Source organism: Acinetobacter sp. YH12102 (genome assembly GCF_013419125.1).
Classification (GTDB): Bacteria; Pseudomonadota; Gammaproteobacteria; order Pseudomonadales; family Moraxellaceae; genus Acinetobacter; species Acinetobacter pseudolwoffii.
The window spans coordinates 109,420-128,733 of the sequence record NZ_VPAS01000010.1 but is presented as its reverse complement, the minus strand read 5'-3'; the positions used below and the strand labels follow the sequence as shown (position 1 = coordinate 128,733).

The following is a 19,314-nucleotide window of genomic DNA, read 5'->3' as shown; positions in this document are numbered from 1 at the left end:
GCTAGGTCGGCTATATTACACTGAATTTCTAAAGTGTCAATCCGTAATTCAAATTAATTTGAACTTAACCAACAAAACCCAATCTTAACACCTCGTGCTAAGTTACTGTTTTATCAGAAGTTTTAATTTTCATCACTGCCGATGGATGTGCATTCTACAGCATTTCAGAGGGCTTGCAACACTTCTTGCAAAGATTTTTTATCGTGTGTTTGTTTTATAAACCAATAAAAATATAAATAATTGTTTTTTATATAAAATTTATTTTAATTATTTTTGATTTTCATGTGATCTAGCTAAGAACTCTCGCCCAAGCAATTACAAGTAATTGTTTTAATTGAAATTATTTAAAAAAATCATTTATTACGCACTCCCTATTGCTTAAGGCGTAGTCAATTCTTGTTTTATTCTTCACCGCCCTGACGCTTATATAGACAAAACTTGTTTTATACGGCCTTCTTCCTAGAAATTGGCACTCTATTTAAATATGCAAAATAAACTCCGACCTTAAAATTAAAAAAGCCATTGCTTAAGAGCAATGGCTTTTTAGAATAGTGGACAACAATTAGAACTTCATACTGACACGTGCCCAGTAGTTACGACCAATATTGTTGAATTGTTCTGTTGCAGATAAGCCGATACCCGCATTACCCATTTTGTTTAAATGTTCGGTATAGGTTTTATCTAAAACGTTATCGACCCCCACAGAAAGATCTACCCCATTCGCAAAGTGATATGTGCCATTTAAAGACAATGTGCCAAAGCCTGCACTTTTCTTAACATCATAACCAACGATATTCCCTTCACGCTCACTAATTCGGTTTTGACCATCGACCAAACGCCAGTAAGCACCCAAAGTATAATTATCCTGGATATAACGTAAATTCACCCGAGCCTCTAAAGGTGAAATCTGTGGCAACGGCGTATTATCAGTGGTGTTTTCACCCCATGCGTACATGGCACTGACATCAACCTGAATCGCATCACTAAACTGATAACCAATGCCCGCTTCTGCACCTGCAATGACAGCATCGACATTTCGTGTTTCAGCTTGATCGTTTGCATTGTATTTGGTCAAAATAAAATCTTGAATCAAGCCTGTATAGGCAGATACCCATGAACTTAGGTTTCCATGTTCATGTTGGTAACCTAAATCCAACTGTAGGGTTTTCTCAGTATCAATGCTTTTAAAGGTATTGGTATTACCATTCCCTGTTTTAGGACTGAATAATTCCCAGTAATCCGGCATACGTTCGACATAGCCCACGCCAATATAGGTCTTACCATCGTCATGCTCGGGATGATGATTTTCAAAACGTACAAAGGCACTCGGTAGAGTTTCTTTACGTTCCTGATTTGACTCCACTGCTTCTACATTGACCTGATCCAGACGCAAACCAGACACTAGCTTATTGTTATCACTAAGCTGATAACTGAGCTCACCAAAAGCCCCAACAGACTGGAATTCCATATCTTTAGTACGTGACTGATTTTGATACGGCGTCATCAGACTTCCGTTACGTTTAGTATGTTGGTTATTCTGACTATCGATACCAGTAATCAGCTGTAATTTATTCCATTCATTGGTCATTGCCATACGAGCATTCAATGTTTTACGCGCAACATTGCTCGCCATGGGCATACTCATCATGGGACTAGCCTGAAACTCACGCAGACTATAATTATCCATGACATGATCATTAAAGTTATAGTTCACCTGTGCTTCAATCTTTTGAATCACATCGCTAATATTTTTCTTTTCGAGCTTTAGACCGAGACTTTCACGGGCAAATTTCGATCCATCCATAGCCCGACCAGCATAGACTGCTTCAGCATCCGCTTTACCACCGGTCAGTTCTACCCAGGTATTTTCATCAGGTGTCCAGCCTAAAGCCAGATCCGCATTCCAGCGCTCCCAATCCGAAGGAACAATGGTGCCATTTCCATCTTTATAACTGCCAGATACAGAACGGTTGGTATTCAGACGGATATATTTCTGCTCATCGCCTGCTGCCACTTCAATATTCTGATCCAGTCGGTCAAATGAACCCATCAAGACACTTGTTTGACCACGATAGTTTTTATCATCTTTAAACTGTTCCGGTGTACGTTCGAAAATTACTGTGGCCGCAGAGCCAGTATTGGCATACTGAACTGTTTGCGGTCCTTTAATCACCGAAATACGGTCATAGCTTTCCGGAGAAATATAGGAGGTCGGCGAATCCATACGACTTGGACAGGCGCCCAGGTTTTCGGTGCCATCGGTTAGGATTTTAATTCTTGAACCAAACATACCCCGGAAAGTCACATCACCATTGGTGCCGGCACCGCTATTCACCGCACTAAAACCGACAATGCTTTGTAAATAGTCTGCACCATCTGATGCCGGAATCGGTTGAATCGGCTGTTTCGGATCAGCACGGACAATCAGTCCATTGGCATCATTACCTGCTGTAGAAGTCACCACAATCGGTGCCAAAGTTTGCACGGGCATCGTTTCATTTGCCATTGTGGCTGGTGAATAACAGATAACACAAATCGCAGCCGCAAGTGGCTGTAAAAAAAATTTAGGCTGAGCCATTTTTTTATCTCACTGAATACATAAAAAAGCATGGCTTGAGTCAATAACAACCCAAGCGAAAAATGCAGGTTTATGCAGGCAGTGGCGGCGCTCGTCCCTGAGGAATTAAAAAGAGCTGCTGAAGGACAAACCAGACATGCTTAAAGGTTTTTTGATAAGCAATTAAACGTACCTGAATCCGGTCAAGTACCTGTTTGATATCCAGATCCGGCGGTAAGACTAAATTGGCATAAACCGTACAGTATTGACACTGATGATTGGCATCATGATGATCATGCTGAATATGACCAGATTGGACTTTGAAATGGTGATGTTCACTGGCACTATGCTGTGTATGAACGTCTGTCGCGATAAGAAGCGCACGCGTGATGGTTTCGCAGACCGGAGCAACCTGATATTGCGTCGGTAACAAAGGCTGTAAAAATACAGCAATCTGTAGAAACACAGCTGCAAATGCAAATAGCAGCCCCGCGCGTAAAAACACAGGCCACTCCTAAAATATGCTCATGTCGATTATAACAAAGCCCAATCAGAATTGGGCTTTGTTGGATCATTAAAATAAATTAAAAAAATATCCTAGCGTTTAACTGCCACCTTGTCTTTATTACGCTGGCGTACCAGTTTTTCTACTTTTTCACGTGCACGTTGACGTTTTAATGGCGATAAATAATCAACAAATAATTTGCCACTTAAGTGATCCATTTCATGTTGAATACACACAGCGAGAAGTCCGTCAGCTTCGAGTTCAAATGCTTGACCTTCCAGATTAATTGCCTCGATTTTTACACGTGACGGACGGTCAACTTTATCGTATATTTGAGGAACTGATAGACAGCCTTCTTCGTAGGGCTGCGTTTCTTCAGTCAATGGTGTAATTTTGGGGTTAATAAACACCATCGGTTGATCTTTATTTTCAGACAGATCCATAACAATCAGCTGAATATGACGATCCACCTGAGTCGCGGCAAGTCCGATACCTGGTGCTTCATACATGGTTTCAAACATATCTGCAGCGAGCTGACGAATTTCATCAGTCACATCTTCGACAGGTTGTGCAATGGTACGAAGACGGGGATCCGGGAAACTTAAAATAGGTAATAAGGCCATACTGCGTCCTCAATTATGCCATTGATCAAAAAACCAAATGAAGGGAATGCTTCATCAAAAAATGTGTGTAAGATCGTTATTATAACGCAACTACGCACATAATTTTAGGAATTATGATAATGAAAAAGGTTTTGAAGGGCATGCCATTTTTTAGTGCCTTGGGGTTTAAAAATCAGATGCTGGCACTCGCCGTTTGTGTCGGTGTCGGTATGGGGACTATTCATTCTGCCGAGGCCGCACCTGCACGTAATGTCAATCCGCCGGCATTAAAAGCCAGTGCACCCAATATTTATGTGGTCAAAAAAGGCGATACCCTCTGGGACATCTCAAAACGCTTTTTGAAAAACCCGGTGCGTTGGCCTGAAATCTGGGCCAGCAACAAGCATGTGAAAAATCCACATTGGATTTTCCCGGGCGATCGCCTGTTGATGTGTGATTACCAGGGCCGTCCGATTATTGGCAAAGATGAAGGTGATGGTTGTGACGGTATTATCAGCCGCTATCTGGGCAGCACCTCTCTGCAACCTCAGATTCGGGTTGAATCTTTAAACAATACCATTCCAGTGATTCCACTAGAACATATCAAACAGTGGCTAGAGCGCTATACCCTGATGGCGCCTGATTCAGTTCAAGGCACCCCATACATTCTTGGAACTGCAGATCAGCGCGTACTGGCGGGCAAAGGCCAGAAAGTCTATGTACGTGGTAACGGTCTGGTCGTTGGTCAACGCTATGCCGTTTATCGTGAAGCTGAGCCTTATGTATTTACCGATGCCAATGGCAAGAAATATACTGCTGCACTCGAGCTGCAACAGGTGGCATCTGGTATTGCGGTACGTAGTGAAGGTGAGGTAACCACACTGGAGCTGACTGACAGTTATAACGCGGAGGTGCGTCGCGGTGACCGCGTACTCGCTGAATACGACCCGATGTTACCGACGCTGTTCTACCCAACCAATGCAGAAAGTATTGTGCCTGGTGGTCAGATTGTGCGTGTATTGGGGTCGATTGGTACTGCAGCACGTCATAGTGTCGTCACCCTTGACCGTGGTACGGCACATGGCGTTCAGACAGGTCATGTCTTTAGCGTAAACCAGAAAGGTGAAGTGGTGACTGATCCGAAGACTAAAGAACGGGTGCAATTGCCAGGTGAGCGTATTGGTCAGGTCATGGTCTTTAAAGCCTTCGATCAATTGAGCTATGCCTATGTGCTGGATAGCGAGCTTCCAATTAAAGTGGGTGCCGGCATTCAGCCTCCTTTGTTAGAAGACTAAGGTTGCAAAGTGGGATGATGTTGATAGATCAGCATCATCTCAATTATTTTCATTCATACCAATAATAAGAAGACGCAAAAATAGGTCTCACTATGTTGAACAGATTGTCGACATCACAAATCAATGCCATCACGCTGTGGTATTTGGTGCAACATTCCCTCACCAGCTTTTATAAAATCAGTCGGCATTATGCAGATCTTGCGGATGCAGTCCATTGTTCTCAAATCGAGACCTGGCAAAAGCTCGGCCTTCATAAAAATCATATTCAACGCCTGAAAGACTTTCAAAGCAGCGAATCTCAAACCCATTTTCAGCACAGTCTAGAACAGATTCAGTTGCACAGTGATTTTGTGCTTTTGCATACAGATGCTGAATATCCACAACAACTGAGTCATTATGAGCATAAGCCGCCAATTCTGTTCGGGCAGGGACATGCAGATCAGTTACTCCAGCCACAAATTGCAATTGTTGGCAGTCGCAAGCCAAGTCCGCACGGACAGCAAGTCGCCTATGACTTTGCCTTTTATCTGAGTGAGCAAGGTTTTTATATTAATAGTGGCTTGGCACAAGGGATTGATGAAGCAGCACATCGGGCTGCGCTACAACATCGACGAACGATTGCAGTGATGGGTACAGGGATCGAACAGACCTATCCTGCTGTACATCAAGCACTACGTCAGCAAATGATTAACCACGGTGGTACAGTTATTACTGAGTTTTTACCTTTTACCCCACCCTTGCAGCAGCATTTTCCACGGCGCAACCGAATTGTCAGCGGCTTAAGTCTTGGGGTGATTGTGGCAGAAGCCGCGTTAAAAAGTGGTTCATTGCTTACGGCACAATGGGCAGCGGAACAAGGCAAGAACATATTTGCAATTCCGGGGCATATTTACAGTGAACATCATCAAGGTTGTCATCAACTGATTCGTGAAGGTGCAATTTTAATTGACCATCCACAGCAAGTGATTGAGGATTTAGCCCTAGCAACACAGTGGCAAGCGAATGCAAATCACTTCAAAAAAGATACTTATCCTGAGCAAGAGCGCACTATCCCGCCCCATTTAATTCATCTTTATAATCAACTCGATTGGGTCGGACAGAGTCTGGATCAGCTCAGTTTTCATTTACAACAGGAAGTATCTTCCTTGACCAGTCAATTGATGGAACTTGAGCTGCTCGGCTTGAGTACTCAACAAGCGGGCATGTATCAGCGTTGTCGTCCACTGAAATAAAGTTCACAATAGGGCTTTGTTGTTTTGTATAAGGTATTCACATGATTACTACCTCTGTTGCTGAAGCAGCAGCATGTCTTAAAGACGGACAAGTCTTGGCATATCCTACAGAGGCTGTTTGGGGCTTGGGTTGCGACCCTTATAATGAACAGGCATTTCATCAGATTTTAAAATTGAAACAGCGCCCGATTGAAAAAGGGGTGATTCTATTGGCAGCGCATATTTCACAGGTGGAACATCTGCTGCAAGATTTAACTACAGAAATGCGTGAACAAGTGATTGAATCCTGGAGCAATGACAGACCCGCTGAACGCGCCACCACCTGGCTGCTTCCCGCGCATCAGGAGATTCCGGCCTGGATTAAGGGCGATCATCTCAAAGTGGCGGTTCGCGTTACCAACCATCCACTCTGTATGGCACTGTGTCAGGCCTTTGGCGGTTTTATTGTGTCTACCAGCGCCAATCCTGCAGGATTGGAACCGGCACGTTCACTGCAAGATGCGATTCGCTACTTTGATCAGAATCTGAATTATCTGAATGGTGACTTAGGGTTAAGCCAGCAACCGAGCCGGATTATTGACGCCGTCAGTGGGGCGATTATTCGCGACTAAGTTGGTTCTCAGTCGACTCAGATATTCAAGCTCGACTAAAGTTTTAAGACAAAAAAAAGCTCAACCATATAGGGATGGTTGAGCATAAAAAAGGATGTGCATAAATCACATCCAGAGGGTTCAGAAATCTCTGGGAGTTTGATAAAACAAGGAAAAATATGTTTAATCATTCTCGATGGATGCATTATGAGAGAAAATTAGTGCAACGACAAGTACAATAAAAAACTCAATTAATACATATTTTCTATTAATACTAGGCAACTTTTAACCAAAATTCAAACTATCTTGCTCTTTCTATTCCAGTTTTAAAATAAATTAAGATTTTTATATTTATTTTCACATTTAAAAATTAGGATTTAACAGGCTATTTCAATTAAAAAACCTTGATTGTTTGCTTAATATTCAAACAATTAATATCTTGATAAACTGTTCCTTAGCTTATCACTTTGCTCTTCCCGGATATTGTGCCCATATAATTCCCAGTAAAATGATACCACCTCCAATACTGTGATACATGGTCCAGGCTTCACCTAACCAGAGATAGGCGACTATCGCGGTAAAAACCGGCATCAGATTCATAAAAATACTGCTACGATTTGGACCGAGTTGCTGTACCGCCATCATCCAAAAAAACGGGGCTAAAATAGAAGGAAAAATTCCGGCATAAACAATACTGGCTGCATTATGGCTATTGATACTGTCCAGACCGAAGTAAAGTACCAATGGAATATGATAGAGACAGGCCATAAAAATCTGGATATACAGACTCAGCAACAGTGGAATCTGAATCTGCCATTTTTTCAGCAAGACACCATAGCAGGCATAGAAAAATACTGCGATCAGCATCAGCAAATCACCGATATAACTGTCGCCCACCGTCAAGAAATGCAACCCCTGCCCTTGGGCCATGACATACATCAGCCCAATAAAAGACAGCAGACTCCCCAGTACCGCAGCCTGTGTCGGGCGAATTTTTAAGACGAAAATACCCACAATAATGGTAAAAATAGGAATAAAGGCATTGATCAGCCCCATATTGGTCGCAGTGGTAAAGTGTGCAGAGCTATAGGCCAATCCTTGATACAGCACCATCCCCAAGGCACTCAAAACTGCAAAGTGTCCAAGATGTGGGCGAATCTCTGGCCAGGCTGCTTTGACCTTGGGCAACAGAAATGGGCTTAAAATTAGCAGTGCCAGTACCCAGCGGTAAAAACTGATACTGATGGGAGAAATATAATCCGCCACATAACGTGTCACCGTCATGTTTAAGGACCAAATAAAAACTGCAGCCAATGGCAATACCATCGCCCACCAGACTGCTTTGTGCTGCTGTGTCATACCCTCATCCATGTGTTGCTTGTCTTGTTATTTAGCGATTGCTATTTGCGCACCCTAGCATAATAGATTTTTCACATGATATTCAGGCAATTTACCGATTGAAGTCTCCTGCTTCAGCTGCTGTTACTTGTATTGAATCTAAATACCCGTTAAAACAAAGATCGATTCAGTCTGAATAAACAGGAAATCTAATGACTCGCTCTGTATATGACATTCCAGTCAAAACCATTCAAGGCCCGGAAACCACCTTAAACCAGTATCAGGGCAAGGTATTGCTTGTGGTGAACGTGGCATCGAAATGTGGTCTGACTCCGCAATATGAAGGTTTGCAAAAGCTGTATAAAGACAAAAAAATGCAAGGTCTGGAAATTCTGGGCTTCCCTGCCAATAACTTTCTGGAGCAGGAACCGGGTAGCGAAGCAGAGATTCAGGAATTCTGCTCTGTCAATTATCAGGTCGACTTCCCGCTCTTTGCTAAAATTTCTGTGGCGGGCGAAGACAAGCATCCGCTCTATACCACGCTGACTCAAGCTGTACCAGAGCGGATCGGTGAAGGCCCGTGGTGGAAAGATCTGGTCGATTATGGCCTGACTCCAAACCAACCGCCTGAAGTGTTATGGAACTTTGAGAAATTTCTGATCAATAAGAATGGCGAAGTGGTTGCACGTTTTGCGCCTGACATTACTGCAGATGATCCGCGAATTGTGGATGCGGTAAATGCCGAACTGGCCAAATAATTGCTCATCGCAAAGTAAGTATGTATTTACCCAATAGATACTTACTTTGTAATTTAAACACAGCGAGCTAAATACATAATAATTCATATAAATCCTATCTATAATTCGCCCTCAACTTTTATTTTTGGCTATAGTTCGTCGCCTGTTCATCAATCTAACAGGCCTAATCTGCAATGATCCTCGGTTAGATTAACAATACACTTGAAGCAATAAACCATTGAGTAAAAGCAAGCGTATTTTCTATATCAAATGCATTCTACGCGTATGAGAAACCCGTACTGGATCAAGTGAATAGGGAGAATGTAAGCATGCATATCCAGAACTCTCCGTTTCTTAACATCATTACAGCCCAAACAATTTATTGAGTTGAAAACGTGAGTTTTATCTTTATTTTTTAAGCATTTTTAATCGAAGACGGTCTGCGCTTCAGTAAATTTGTTATAACTTTGCAACAATCTTTTTTATCTCCATAGTTTGTCCCTATATTAAATCATGAAATATTTCCACCTGCACCGAGACCCTGATTCCATGTCCAAGATTCTTGCCAATGCCGTTCTTCCTTTTGCATTATTTAGCTCAGGGATTTTACTGATGGGATGTGAACAGGCAGTTGAAGCACCCACTGAGCAAGCGGAAACTCGTAGTTCCGATCTTGACACTGCCAGCCAGCCGCAAACTGGCGCTACCGCACCAACTGAGCTTAGATCGGGCAATATGTTTTATATGGTTCGTGATGTGGCTGACTTACAGCTGAAAGCAGGCAGTTATGTGGAACAGTTGAAGCAGACTCAGACTGAGCTACAAAGTGCAGTAGAAGCCAAGGATACTCAGCAACTGCAGTCCACCGCAACCCAGTTACAACAGCAACTCAACAGCTTTAATCAGGTACTCGGCAACCTGAACTTAAAAAGTCAGGAAATTGACCAGATCCGCAGCAATATCATGAGTGCCAATCAGCAAGTCTTGGCCTCACCGCTGTTGAATGGTGACATGGATTTAAGCCAGATCGACCTGAAAAAAATTGAATCGCAGATGGTCAATGTGCAAGCTGAAATGATCAAACTGGCGGGGCTGCTGATCCAGAATCCAGAGCAAAAATCAGACAGTACGACTGAACAGGAGAATACCTAAACCTTCATCTAAGGCGATAGATTGGAAAGCATCTTCCTCAATCGCCTTATCTGCTTTACACTGTGATTTATTATAAAAACTAATTTAAATTAAAAGCTTATATCTAATAAAATAATCAGGAGTTCAATCATGTTGAATTCAGTGCTGTATTCTGTTGTTCCGGTCGAATCCCGACTTGACCTGAAAGATCCCTTTATTTTTACTGTTCACCATCAGGATCATTATCCACAAGGCAATACCGATTTAGGGCCAGTTACACCGCCGTATCAGCATGAATATGACATGTATTATGGCGAGAGTATTCCCGGCTTTCCGGAGCATCCGCATACTGGCTTTGAAACCATTACCATTGTTGAGCGCGGTTATATCGATCATTTTGACTCGCTGGGAAACTCGGGACGTTATGGCGCGGGTGATGTACAATGGCTGACTACCGGCAATGGGGTACAGCATTGCGAGATGTTTCCCTTAGTCCATCAGGATCAGGACAATCCTCTGGAGCTGTTTCAAATCTGGCTGAACTCCTCACCAGAACAGAAAAAGCAGCCGGCCGATTATAAAATGTTGTGGCGTGAACAGATCCCACATGTGTTTTCAGCCGATGCGGCCGGACGTAAAGCGGAGATCCGGGTCATTTCAGGACAGTTTAAACAGACTCAGGCACCGGATCGTCCGCCACATTCATGGGCAGCCATTCCAGAGAATCAACTCAATATTTATTTAATTACTTTAAAACCGGAAGCAGAATTAATCATTCCTGCCAGCACTGCTACTGCGACGCGTTTTTGTTATTTTTATCAAGGCAGAAGCCTAGAGCTTGAAGATTTGAAAATAGAACCAAAGCATCTACTGGAACTCAAACCGGATACAGATATTCATCTCAAAGGTGGACTGTTGGAATCACATATTTTATGGCTGGAGGGTGAACCGATCGGTGCACCGGTGGCTATGCATGGGCCTTTTGTGCTGAATAGTGCGCAAGAACTGGAGATTGCTTTTCGCCGTTATCGCGAAACCCAGTTTGGTGGCTGGCCTTGGCCAAGTGCTGAACCATCATTTCCACCAAAACATCCACGTTTTGCCAGTTATGAAGGCGGCAAACGTGAAGAATATCCAGACAAAGAAGCCACTGAATAGTGGCTTCTTTGACATCAAATCGTATTATTTTTTCGGGCTTTTAACGACGACCAGTTTTTTCTGCACAAATTCCCTAAAACCATCAATCGACAGTTCATGTCCATAACCGGAATTTTTAATTCCACCAAATGGTAACTCAGGCGTGGTGTCAGTAAACCAGTTAATCCAAATCATGCCAGTTTCCACCCGTGACGCCAGTTTTTTAGCGCGTTCGATATCCTGTGAATGTATAACACCCCCCAGACCATAATTGGAATCATTGGCAATTTCGACAATTTCATCATCATCCTTCGCTACATAGATTTGCGCCACCGGGCCAAAGAATTCTTCATACCAGGCTTCATTTTCACGCGTAATATTTTCCAGAATGGTTGGCGCATAGAAATTGCCTTGATGTTCTACAGCCTTACCGCCAGTGACTACGGTCGCACCTTGCGCTACAGCCTTTTCGACCTGTTTGGAGAGTTTTTCCAGCGCATCTTTTGAAGACAGCGGCCCTAACGTGGTTTCAGGATCAAGCGGATCACCCAGTTTTAACTGTTCAAAAGCGTTCAGCATGCCAGCTTTGAATTGTTCGGTAATTTTTTCATGCAAGATAAATCGTTTCGCCGCCGTACACACCTGCCCGGCATTATTGACCCGCGCCTGACAACCTAACTTGAGCGCGCGTTCCAGATCTGCATCATCCAGTACGATGAATACATCATTACCACCCAGTTCCAGCGTTGATTTTTTAAGATGTTTTCCGGCCTGTTCAGCGACTGCACTGCCCGCACCTTCTGAACCTGTGAGTGCTACACCACGCACACGCTTGTCTGCAATTACTTCAGCGACCTGATCACTGCTGATAAACAGATTGGTCCAGACACCTTTGGGTGCGCCTGCATCCAACACCAGTTGCTCAAAGGCTTCGGCACATTGCGGCACAATGCCGGCATGTTTTGCCAGAACCGGATTACCAATCGCACAGTTCGGCGCAAAGACCCGCATCAGTTGATAAAACGGGAAATTCCACGGTTCTACCGCCATGATAATACCCAGTGGATGATGCTCAACCCAGGCCTCACCCAGTTCCGTTTCATAGGATACGGGCGCTAAAAATTCTTTGGCATGATCAGCATAATATTCTGCAATTTTGGCGCAGGTTTCGATTTCACCTTCACTCTGCTTGATCAGTTTTCCCATATCCAGCGTCATGAGTTTAGCGAGTTCAGATTTTTGCTCTCGCATATTGCTGGCCAATTTGCGCAGTACTTCAATACGGGTATCGGCCTTTTGAGCCCATTCCGATTTCAGGATTTTTTCTGCGGTATCGAGGGCATTTTGAATATCTTGATCGCTATGGGAGGGGTAGTCTTTCAATTTTTGATTGGTAAATGGATTAATAGATTGATAAGCCATGATTTTCCCTTTTTCAATTATAAGTTTCGCTTGTTCAAAACCCAATCGCATCAAGTTATAACAAACGAGTATCTGTTCGAATTATTTAACTTATCATTGATTTTTTTATGGTGTATGTTTGCTTACAGATTGGTTCAAAATATTACTGAGAAAGGGTAAAAGTTATATCGAGCGGTACAACAATAAGGTATGATCTGATACTATAAATAAAAGGATAACCTTCCTAAGGTATGTATTTAAGCGATATATAAGATACTTAAAGTGGCAAGCTTAGATGCAGATTTTAATAAGATTTTTAAGTATAAATATTAAGAAATGGGGAATTTGCGATTTATTGTTTATATAATCGCAAATTCATTTTTTAAAACTTATGATTTTGAAAGTTGAATCGAAGGCTTAGAGCAGTTTCCACCTATTGCTAAACTATATTTTTCAATCGCTTGCTTACCTTCAGCTTCATCAACCGCTTTTACGTTTGCACCACCAACGAATACACCTGGTTTAATATACTGCTGAATATAATAATTTTTCCCGCTCTCTGTAGATAGATTCAGATGATTAGGCGAAAACTCTGACTCAGTGGAAACAGTGTGCGTTTTACCTCCTTCTACCTCTTTATAAAAATATACACCACGAGCAGTTTCACCTAAGCATTCACCATTAATCCAAATATCTTTTTTAAGTGCTGCACCTACAACATTCTTCGAGCGGTACACATAGATTCCTGCTTGACCTACTTGTGGTGCTTGTACAGTTTTTTGTTGTTCTACTGCTTGTAGATTTGCTTTCGGAACCGATGCACAACCAACAAAGCCTATTGACAATAAAAACGGTAAAATTACTTTATTTGACACCCCGGAATCCCCTTATTTATTTTTAAGAAACCGAAATATAACAAAAATATAAATTATTTCCTAATAAAGGATATTAATTTTTACGCATAAAAAAACCACCCTTTCGGGTGGTTTTTTCAATCTCAAACCGTCTCTTACTGAGCGCGGTTTTTGATTTTGCGGATCGTTTCCAGCTGAGCAGCAGTTTCTGCAAGAGCAGCCAAAGCAGCAGCAGCGTCCAAATCGCCCTTTTGATTCGCTAGCAATTGTTCAGCGTGTTTACGCGCTTCAATAATTGCCGCTTCATCCAAGTTGTCGGCACGGATTGCAGTATCTGCAAGAACCGTAACAACATGCGGTTGAACTTCTAGAACACCACCAGATACATAGATCAACTCTTCTGTACCGTTTTCCAAAATAACGCGGATCGCGCCAGGTTGGAGCAAAGTTACCAGCGGAGCGTGACCAGGCATAATACCTAACTCACCGCCAGCACCTTTAGCAATTAGCATAGTTACAGTGCCTGAGTACAAAGACTCTTGAACACTTACAACGTCACATTGCATAGTCGCCATGAGAATCTCCTAAATTAGGGAACTAATTAAAGTTTCTCAGCTTTAGCAATCACTTCGTCAATACCACCAACCATGTAGAACGCTTGTTCTGGGATGTGATCGTATTCACCAGCTAGAAGACCTTTAAAGCCACGAATCGTTTCTTTAAGAGATACTAATTTACCAGGAGCACCAGTAAATACTTCAGCTACGTGGAACGGTTGAGAGAAGAAACGCTGGATTTTACGCGCACGGTAAACAACCAGTTTATCTTCTTCAGCAAGCTCGTCCATACCAAGAATCGCGATGATGTCTTTAAGCTCTTTATAACGTTGCAATACGTTCTGTACAGAACGTGCAATTTCATAATGCTCTTGACCAACAACTAACGGATCTAATTGGCGTGAAGTTGAGTCTAGTGGATCGATCGCTGGGTAAATACCAGAAGATGCGATGTCACGGCTCAATACAACAGTTGCGTCTAAGTGAGCAAACGTTGTAGCAGGCGATGGATCTGTCAAGTCATCGGCAGGTACGTATACCGCTTGGATTGACGTAATAGAACCAGACTTAGTCGATGTAATACGTTCTTGAAGAACACCCATCTCTTCTGCAAGTGTAGGCTGGTAACCTACTGCAGATGGCATACGACCTAGAAGTGCTGATACTTCAGTACCCGCTAGTGTATAACGATAAATGTTATCTACGAACAATAGTACGTCACGGCCTTTACCGTTTTCGTCTTTCTCGTCACGGAAATATTCAGCCATAGTAAGACCAGTCAACGCTACGCGTAAACGGTTACCTGGTGGCTCGTTCATCTGACCGTAGACCATTGCTACTTTGTCTAGAACGTTAGAATCTTTCATTTCGTGATAGAAGTCATTACCTTCACGAGTACGCTCACCAACACCAGCAAACACAGATAAACCTGAGTGAGCTTTCGCGATGTTGTTGATCAATTCCATCATGTTTACAGTTTTACCAACACCGGCACCACCGAACAGACCAACTTTACCACCTTTAGCGAACGGGCATAGCAAGTCGATGACTTTAATACCAGTTTCTAAAAGGTCAGTAGAAGCTGCTTGTTCTGCATAAGAAGGTGCAGAGCGGTGAATTGGTAAACGCGCTTCAGTCGCAACAGGACCAGCTTCGTCGATCGGGCGACCAAGAACGTCCATGATACGGCCTAGAGTCGCTGTACCTACAGGTACAGAAATCGGCGCACCAGTGTTAACTACGTTCAAACCACGCTTAAGGCCTTCAGTAGAACCCATTGCAATAGTACGAACTACGCCATCACCAAGCTGTTGCTGAACTTCTAAAGTAGTTTCAGTACCATCTACCTGGAGAGCGTCATAGATCTTAGGAACGCTGTTGCGTTCAAACTCGACGTCGATAACCGCGCCGATGATCTGAATGATACGACCGCTATTCATTGCTGTCTCCTCAATTCAAAATAATGTTAAACGGCAGCGGCACCACCAACGATCTCAGAAATTTCCTGAGTAATCGCGGCTTGACGCAGCTTGTTATAAATAAGTTGCAGGCTCTTAATGATCTCGCCTGCGTTGTCTGTCGCTGCTTTCATAGCGACCATACGTGCAGACTGCTCACATGCGATGTTTTCAATCACACCTTGATACACCACAGACTCGATATAGCGAACCAACAAGCCATTTAAAAGCTCTTCAGCTTCAGGCTCGTAGATATAATCCCAACCGTATTGACGGTTAAGAGTCTTGTCTTCTTCAGCAGCAGCCAAAGGAACAAGTTGTTCGATCTTTTGATTTTGAGTCATGGCATTGACAAAGCCGTTTGACACTAGATAAATACGATCTAACTCGCCTTTATCATAAGCATCCAACATCACCTGTACAGAACCAGATAACTGCTCAAGACTTGGAGTATCACCGACTTGCGTCGTCGCCCCAAGCACTTTACCGCCGTAGTTTTTAAAAAACGAAACCGCTTTTTGACCAATTAAAGCAAATTGAACTTCAATTGACTGCTCTTGTTGCTGTTGAACGTGTTTAACCACTTTTTTGAACAGGTTAATGTTCAAACCACCAGCAAGGCCACGATCTGATGACACAATAATATAGCCAACGCGCTTAACTGGGCGTTCAACCATATAACGGTGTTTGTATTCAGGATTCGCTTGGACCAAATGAGCAATTACACGGTGCATATTTTCGGCATACGGACGGCCTTGAGCCATGCGCTCTTGCGCACGACGCATCTTAGAAGCTGCTACCATTTGCATCGCTCGAGTAATCTTCTGCGTGCTCTTGATACTAGCTACTTTGGCGCGAATTTCTTTTAAATTTGCCATACGCTTAACCTAGTATTCGAAAGCCCTTGCGAGCCCTCGAAGGTTGATTCCGTGAACCAAACCAACACTAAATTCAACTAAGGTTGAACTTAGTAAGTTTGAGTCGCTTTAAAGCTTTCAATACCTGCTTTGATTGCAGCTTCGATGTCTTTGTTGTAATCACCAGAGGCATCGATTTGTTGCATTAACGCAGCATGTTCTGAACGGAAGTAAGAAATCAACGCAGCATCAAAGTCTACGATTTTCTTAACGTCTACGTCAGCCATGTAGCCTTCGTTAGATGCATAAATTGAAACAGCCTGGTCAGCAATTGAGTATGGAGCATATTGTTTTTGCTTCATTAACTCAGTTACACGTTGACCATGTTCAAGTTGCTTACGAGTTGCTTCGTCAAGATCAGAAGCGAACTGAGCAAATGCTGCCAATTCACGGTATTGCGCCAAAGCAGTACGGATACCACCAGACAATTTCTTGATGATCTTGGTTTGCGCTGAACCACCAACACGAGATACAGAGATACCCGCGTTCACAGCAGGACGAATACCTGCGTTGAATAATGATGTTTCAAGGAAGATCTGACCATCAGTAATCGAAATTACGTTGGTTGGTACGAATGCAGATACGTCACCCGCTTGAGTTTCAATAATCGGCAATGCAGTTAATGAACCAGTTTGGCCTTTAACTTCACCGTTAGTGAATTTCTCAACGTAGTCAGCAGATACACGAGAAGCACGTTCAAGTAGACGTGAATGTAGATAGAACACGTCACCTGGATACGCTTCACGACCTGGTGGACGGCGTAAAAGCAATGAAATTTGACGATACGCAACAGCTTGTTTAGACAAGTCATCATAAATGATTAACGCGTCTTCACCACGGTCACGGTAGTATTCACCCATTGTACAGCCAGAGTACGGAGCCAAATACAGCATTGCTGCTGGATCAGATGCACCTGCTGCGACAACAGTGGTATACGCCATAGCGCCAGTTTCTTCTAGCTTGCGTACTACGTTAGCGATAGTCGATTGTTTTTGACCGATGGCTACGTATACACATTTAATGCCAGAGTTTTTCTGAGCGATGATCGCGTCGATCGCCATTGCTGTTTTACCAGTTTGACGGTCACCAATGATCAACTCACGCTGACCACGGCCTACAGGGATCATTGTATCTACTGATTTATAACCAGTTTGTACAGGTTGATCCACTGACTGACGCCAAATTACGCCTGGTGCTACTTTTTCAACAGCATCAGTTAATTTAGCATCGATCGGGCCTTTACCATCAATCGGGTTACCCAAAGCATCGACTACACGGCCTAAAAGTTCTGGACCAACCGGAACTTCTAATACACGACCTGTGCAACGCGCTTTTTGACCTTCTTGAAGGCTTAAGTAGTTACCTAAAACAACGACGCCCACTGAATCCTGTTCTAGGTTCAGTGCCATACCATAAAGGCCGCCGTCGAATTCGATCATTTCACCGTACATTGCATCAGCAAGGCCGTGAATACGCACAATACCGTCGGAAACCATAACAATGGTCCCTTCGTTCTTAGCGGTTGCGCTGGTGTCCAGATCGCCGATACGCTGTTTAATGAGCGCACTGATCTCGGATGGATTCAGTTGTTGCATTGCGCTATACCTCAATCTTTTTAAAGTTCAGTCTTCTTATTTCTTAAGCAAGAAGACGAGTACGCATTTTCTCAAGCTTGTTAAGCGCAGAATCATCTATCACTTGGTCGCCTGCACGAATAACTACACCAGCAATAAGCTCTGGTTTCACTTCTACAGAAACACTTACTGCAGCTTCGAATTTCTTCTCTAATGCATGCGTCAGTAATTGTTCCTGAACAGAAGTTAATGGGAATGCTGATTCAATCACAACATCCACAGTATTGTTATTCTGTGATTTGAGCTGTTCATATTCTGCAGCAATTTCAGGAAGAAGCGTCAAACGGTTGTTTTCAGCAAGCAATGTCAGGAAGTTAGACACTGCTGCAGTTTGGTCTTCACCTAAAACTTTGGCAAAAAGAGACACCTGCTCAGCAGGTGTAAGCTCCGGGCGATTTAGATAAGCTGAAAATGCTTCGTCTTGCACCGCAGCACTGAGCAATTCAAGTGCAGTTGACCAAGAGTCAGTTGCACCCTGCTCAGAAGCGTAAGCAAATGCTGCTTTTGCATAAGGGCGTGCTAACGTCAAGAGTTCAGCCATAATCTGCCTCTCTTAAAGTTTAGCAGCCAGCTGAGTCAGCATGGCATTGTGAGCTTCTGCATCAACTTGCTGGCTAAGAATTTTCTCAGCACCAGTCACTGCAAGAGCAGCCACTTGTTGACGCAATTCTTCGCGAGCAGAATTGATTTCGGTATCAACAGCTTCTTTCGCTTGTTGACGAATACGCTCACCTTCAGCAGATGCTTGAGTACGCGCTTCTTCTACCAACTGTGCTGCACGACGGTTCGCTTGTTCGATCAATTGAGCCGCTTGTGCTTTTGCCGTGTCCAGTTCAGCTTTCACTTGTGCTTGCGCATCTGCAAGGTCAGCTTTCGCTTTTTCAGCAGCATTTAAGCCATCAGCGATACGACGCTGACGTTCACTAATCGCATTGATTAGTGGTGGCCATACAAACTTCATGCAGAACGCGACAAAAATCGCAAACGCAATCGCTTGGCCAAACAATGTGAGGTTGATATTCATTGCAAATTCCTCAAATAGTGAATTTCGGAATTAAGCTGATTAACCTACAAATGGATTAGCGAAGATGAAGAACAAGCCAATACCAACACCGATCATAGGCACAGCATCAAGAAGACCTGCGATTAAGAACATACGAGTTTGAAGTTGCGGAGCCAATTCTGGTTGACGAGCAACAGCTTCAAGGAAACGGCCGCCTAGAAGACCAAAACCAATCGCAGTACCTAAAGCACCGAAAGCGATCAAGATAGCAGATGCAATTGCAACTAGACCTAAAGTGAGTTCCATGATAATTCCTCAGAGGTTAGGTTTTATACCAAATTAAGTTAAAAAATTGTGTGCCCAACCA

19 protein-coding genes are annotated in these 19,314 nt (G+C 43.2%); 6 read left to right on the top strand and 13 right to left on the bottom strand.

Annotated features, from left to right (window positions below):
• Positions 1–562 precede the first annotated feature (562 nt).
• The 3 genes from FTU42_RS10835 to def all read right to left on the bottom strand — a co-directional run bounded on the left by FTU42_RS10835 (position 563) and on the right by def (position 3,685).
• Positions 563–2,578 carry a TonB-dependent copper receptor gene (locus FTU42_RS10835; protein ID WP_180083386.1) on the bottom strand — a complete coding sequence of 672 codons (2,016 nt, stop codon included), beginning with the start codon at positions 2,576–2,578 and terminating at the stop codon, positions 563–565.
• A gap of 70 nt (positions 2,579–2,648) precedes the next feature.
• Positions 2,649–3,062, bottom strand: coding sequence for a DUF2946 family protein (locus FTU42_RS10830; RefSeq protein ID WP_005173863.1), 414 nt, complete (start codon positions 3,060–3,062; stop codon positions 2,649–2,651).
• 92 nt (positions 3,063–3,154) lie between these two features.
• On the bottom strand, positions 3,155–3,685 hold the full coding sequence (def, locus tag FTU42_RS10825; RefSeq protein ID WP_005173860.1) for a peptide deformylase: 531 nt from the start codon (positions 3,683–3,685) through the stop codon (positions 3,155–3,157).
• Between the two features lie 119 nt (positions 3,686–3,804).
• On the opposite strand from def, the gene FTU42_RS10820 reads away from it, so the two are divergent.
• The 3 genes from FTU42_RS10820 to FTU42_RS10810 all read left to right on the top strand — a co-directional run bounded on the left by FTU42_RS10820 (position 3,805) and on the right by FTU42_RS10810 (position 6,802).
• Positions 3,805–4,959 carry a LysM peptidoglycan-binding domain-containing protein gene (locus tag FTU42_RS10820; RefSeq protein WP_005094531.1) on the top strand — a complete coding sequence of 385 codons (1,155 nt, stop codon included), beginning with the start codon at positions 3,805–3,807 and terminating at the stop codon, positions 4,957–4,959.
• 92 nt (positions 4,960–5,051) lie between these two features.
• Positions 5,052–6,191, top strand: a complete 1,140-nt coding sequence (gene dprA, locus FTU42_RS10815) for a DNA-processing protein DprA (protein WP_100329712.1) — start codon at positions 5,052–5,054, stop codon at positions 6,189–6,191.
• Between the two features lie 41 nt (positions 6,192–6,232).
• A complete protein-coding gene (locus tag FTU42_RS10810; RefSeq protein WP_180078447.1) occupies positions 6,233–6,802 on the top strand; it encodes an L-threonylcarbamoyladenylate synthase in 570 nt (189 codons plus the stop codon).
• 441 nt (positions 6,803–7,243) lie between these two features.
• Here the strand turns inward: FTU42_RS10810 and FTU42_RS10805 are convergent, their stop codons facing one another.
• The gene (locus FTU42_RS10805; RefSeq protein WP_005173847.1) at positions 7,244–8,140 is read right to left on the bottom strand and encodes a DMT family transporter; all 897 of its coding nucleotides are present in this window, start codon (positions 8,138–8,140) and stop codon (positions 7,244–7,246) included.
• A 191-nt stretch (positions 8,141–8,331) separates the two neighbouring features.
• Between FTU42_RS10805 and FTU42_RS10800 the strand changes: the two genes are divergently transcribed.
• The 3 genes from FTU42_RS10800 to FTU42_RS10790 all read left to right on the top strand — a co-directional run bounded on the left by FTU42_RS10800 (position 8,332) and on the right by FTU42_RS10790 (position 11,145).
• Positions 8,332–8,877: a glutathione peroxidase gene (locus FTU42_RS10800; RefSeq protein WP_005173845.1), complete on the top strand. Its 546-nt coding sequence runs from the start codon at positions 8,332–8,334 to the stop codon at positions 8,875–8,877.
• Positions 8,878–9,405: 528 nt separating this feature from the next.
• The gene (locus tag FTU42_RS10795) at positions 9,406–10,008 is read left to right on the top strand and encodes a hypothetical protein (protein WP_005173841.1); all 603 of its coding nucleotides are present in this window, start codon (positions 9,406–9,408) and stop codon (positions 10,006–10,008) included.
• A gap of 129 nt (positions 10,009–10,137) precedes the next feature.
• On the top strand, positions 10,138–11,145 hold the full coding sequence (locus FTU42_RS10790; RefSeq protein ID WP_180083385.1) for a pirin family protein: 1,008 nt from the start codon (positions 10,138–10,140) through the stop codon (positions 11,143–11,145).
• Between the two features lie 24 nt (positions 11,146–11,169).
• On the opposite strand, the gene FTU42_RS10785 is transcribed toward FTU42_RS10790, so the two are convergent.
• The 9 genes from FTU42_RS10785 to atpE all read right to left on the bottom strand — a co-directional run bounded on the left by FTU42_RS10785 (position 11,170) and on the right by atpE (position 19,253).
• Positions 11,170–12,546 (bottom strand): NAD-dependent succinate-semialdehyde dehydrogenase, encoded by a 1,377-nt coding sequence (locus tag FTU42_RS10785; RefSeq protein WP_180083384.1) that lies wholly within the window; start codon positions 12,544–12,546, stop codon positions 11,170–11,172.
• Between the two features lie 368 nt (positions 12,547–12,914).
• Complete coding sequence (locus FTU42_RS10780; protein ID WP_180072504.1) at positions 12,915–13,400, bottom strand: DUF2846 domain-containing protein; 486 nt, start codon at positions 13,398–13,400, stop codon at positions 12,915–12,917.
• Between the two features lie 134 nt (positions 13,401–13,534).
• A complete protein-coding gene (locus FTU42_RS10775) occupies positions 13,535–13,954 on the bottom strand; it encodes a F0F1 ATP synthase subunit epsilon (protein WP_180083383.1) in 420 nt (139 codons plus the stop codon).
• A gap of 26 nt (positions 13,955–13,980) precedes the next feature.
• Positions 13,981–15,375 (bottom strand): F0F1 ATP synthase subunit beta, encoded by a 1,395-nt coding sequence (gene atpD / locus FTU42_RS10770; protein ID WP_004280997.1) that lies wholly within the window; start codon positions 15,373–15,375, stop codon positions 13,981–13,983.
• 26 nt (positions 15,376–15,401) lie between these two features.
• Positions 15,402–16,271 (bottom strand): F0F1 ATP synthase subunit gamma, encoded by an 870-nt coding sequence (gene atpG / locus FTU42_RS10765; RefSeq protein WP_004280996.1) that lies wholly within the window; start codon positions 16,269–16,271, stop codon positions 15,402–15,404.
• Between the two features lie 89 nt (positions 16,272–16,360).
• On the bottom strand, positions 16,361–17,905 hold the full coding sequence (gene atpA, locus FTU42_RS10760; RefSeq protein WP_074383695.1) for a F0F1 ATP synthase subunit alpha: 1,545 nt from the start codon (positions 17,903–17,905) through the stop codon (positions 16,361–16,363).
• Positions 17,906–17,948: 43 nt separating this feature from the next.
• A complete protein-coding gene (locus FTU42_RS10755) occupies positions 17,949–18,485 on the bottom strand; it encodes a F0F1 ATP synthase subunit delta (RefSeq protein WP_005173826.1) in 537 nt (178 codons plus the stop codon).
• A gap of 12 nt (positions 18,486–18,497) precedes the next feature.
• On the bottom strand, positions 18,498–18,968 hold the full coding sequence (locus tag FTU42_RS10750) for a F0F1 ATP synthase subunit B (RefSeq protein WP_005173825.1): 471 nt from the start codon (positions 18,966–18,968) through the stop codon (positions 18,498–18,500).
• 39 nt (positions 18,969–19,007) lie between these two features.
• Complete coding sequence (gene atpE / locus FTU42_RS10745; RefSeq protein WP_000424060.1) at positions 19,008–19,253, bottom strand: F0F1 ATP synthase subunit C; 246 nt, start codon at positions 19,251–19,253, stop codon at positions 19,008–19,010.
• Positions 19,254–19,314 lie beyond the last annotated feature (61 nt).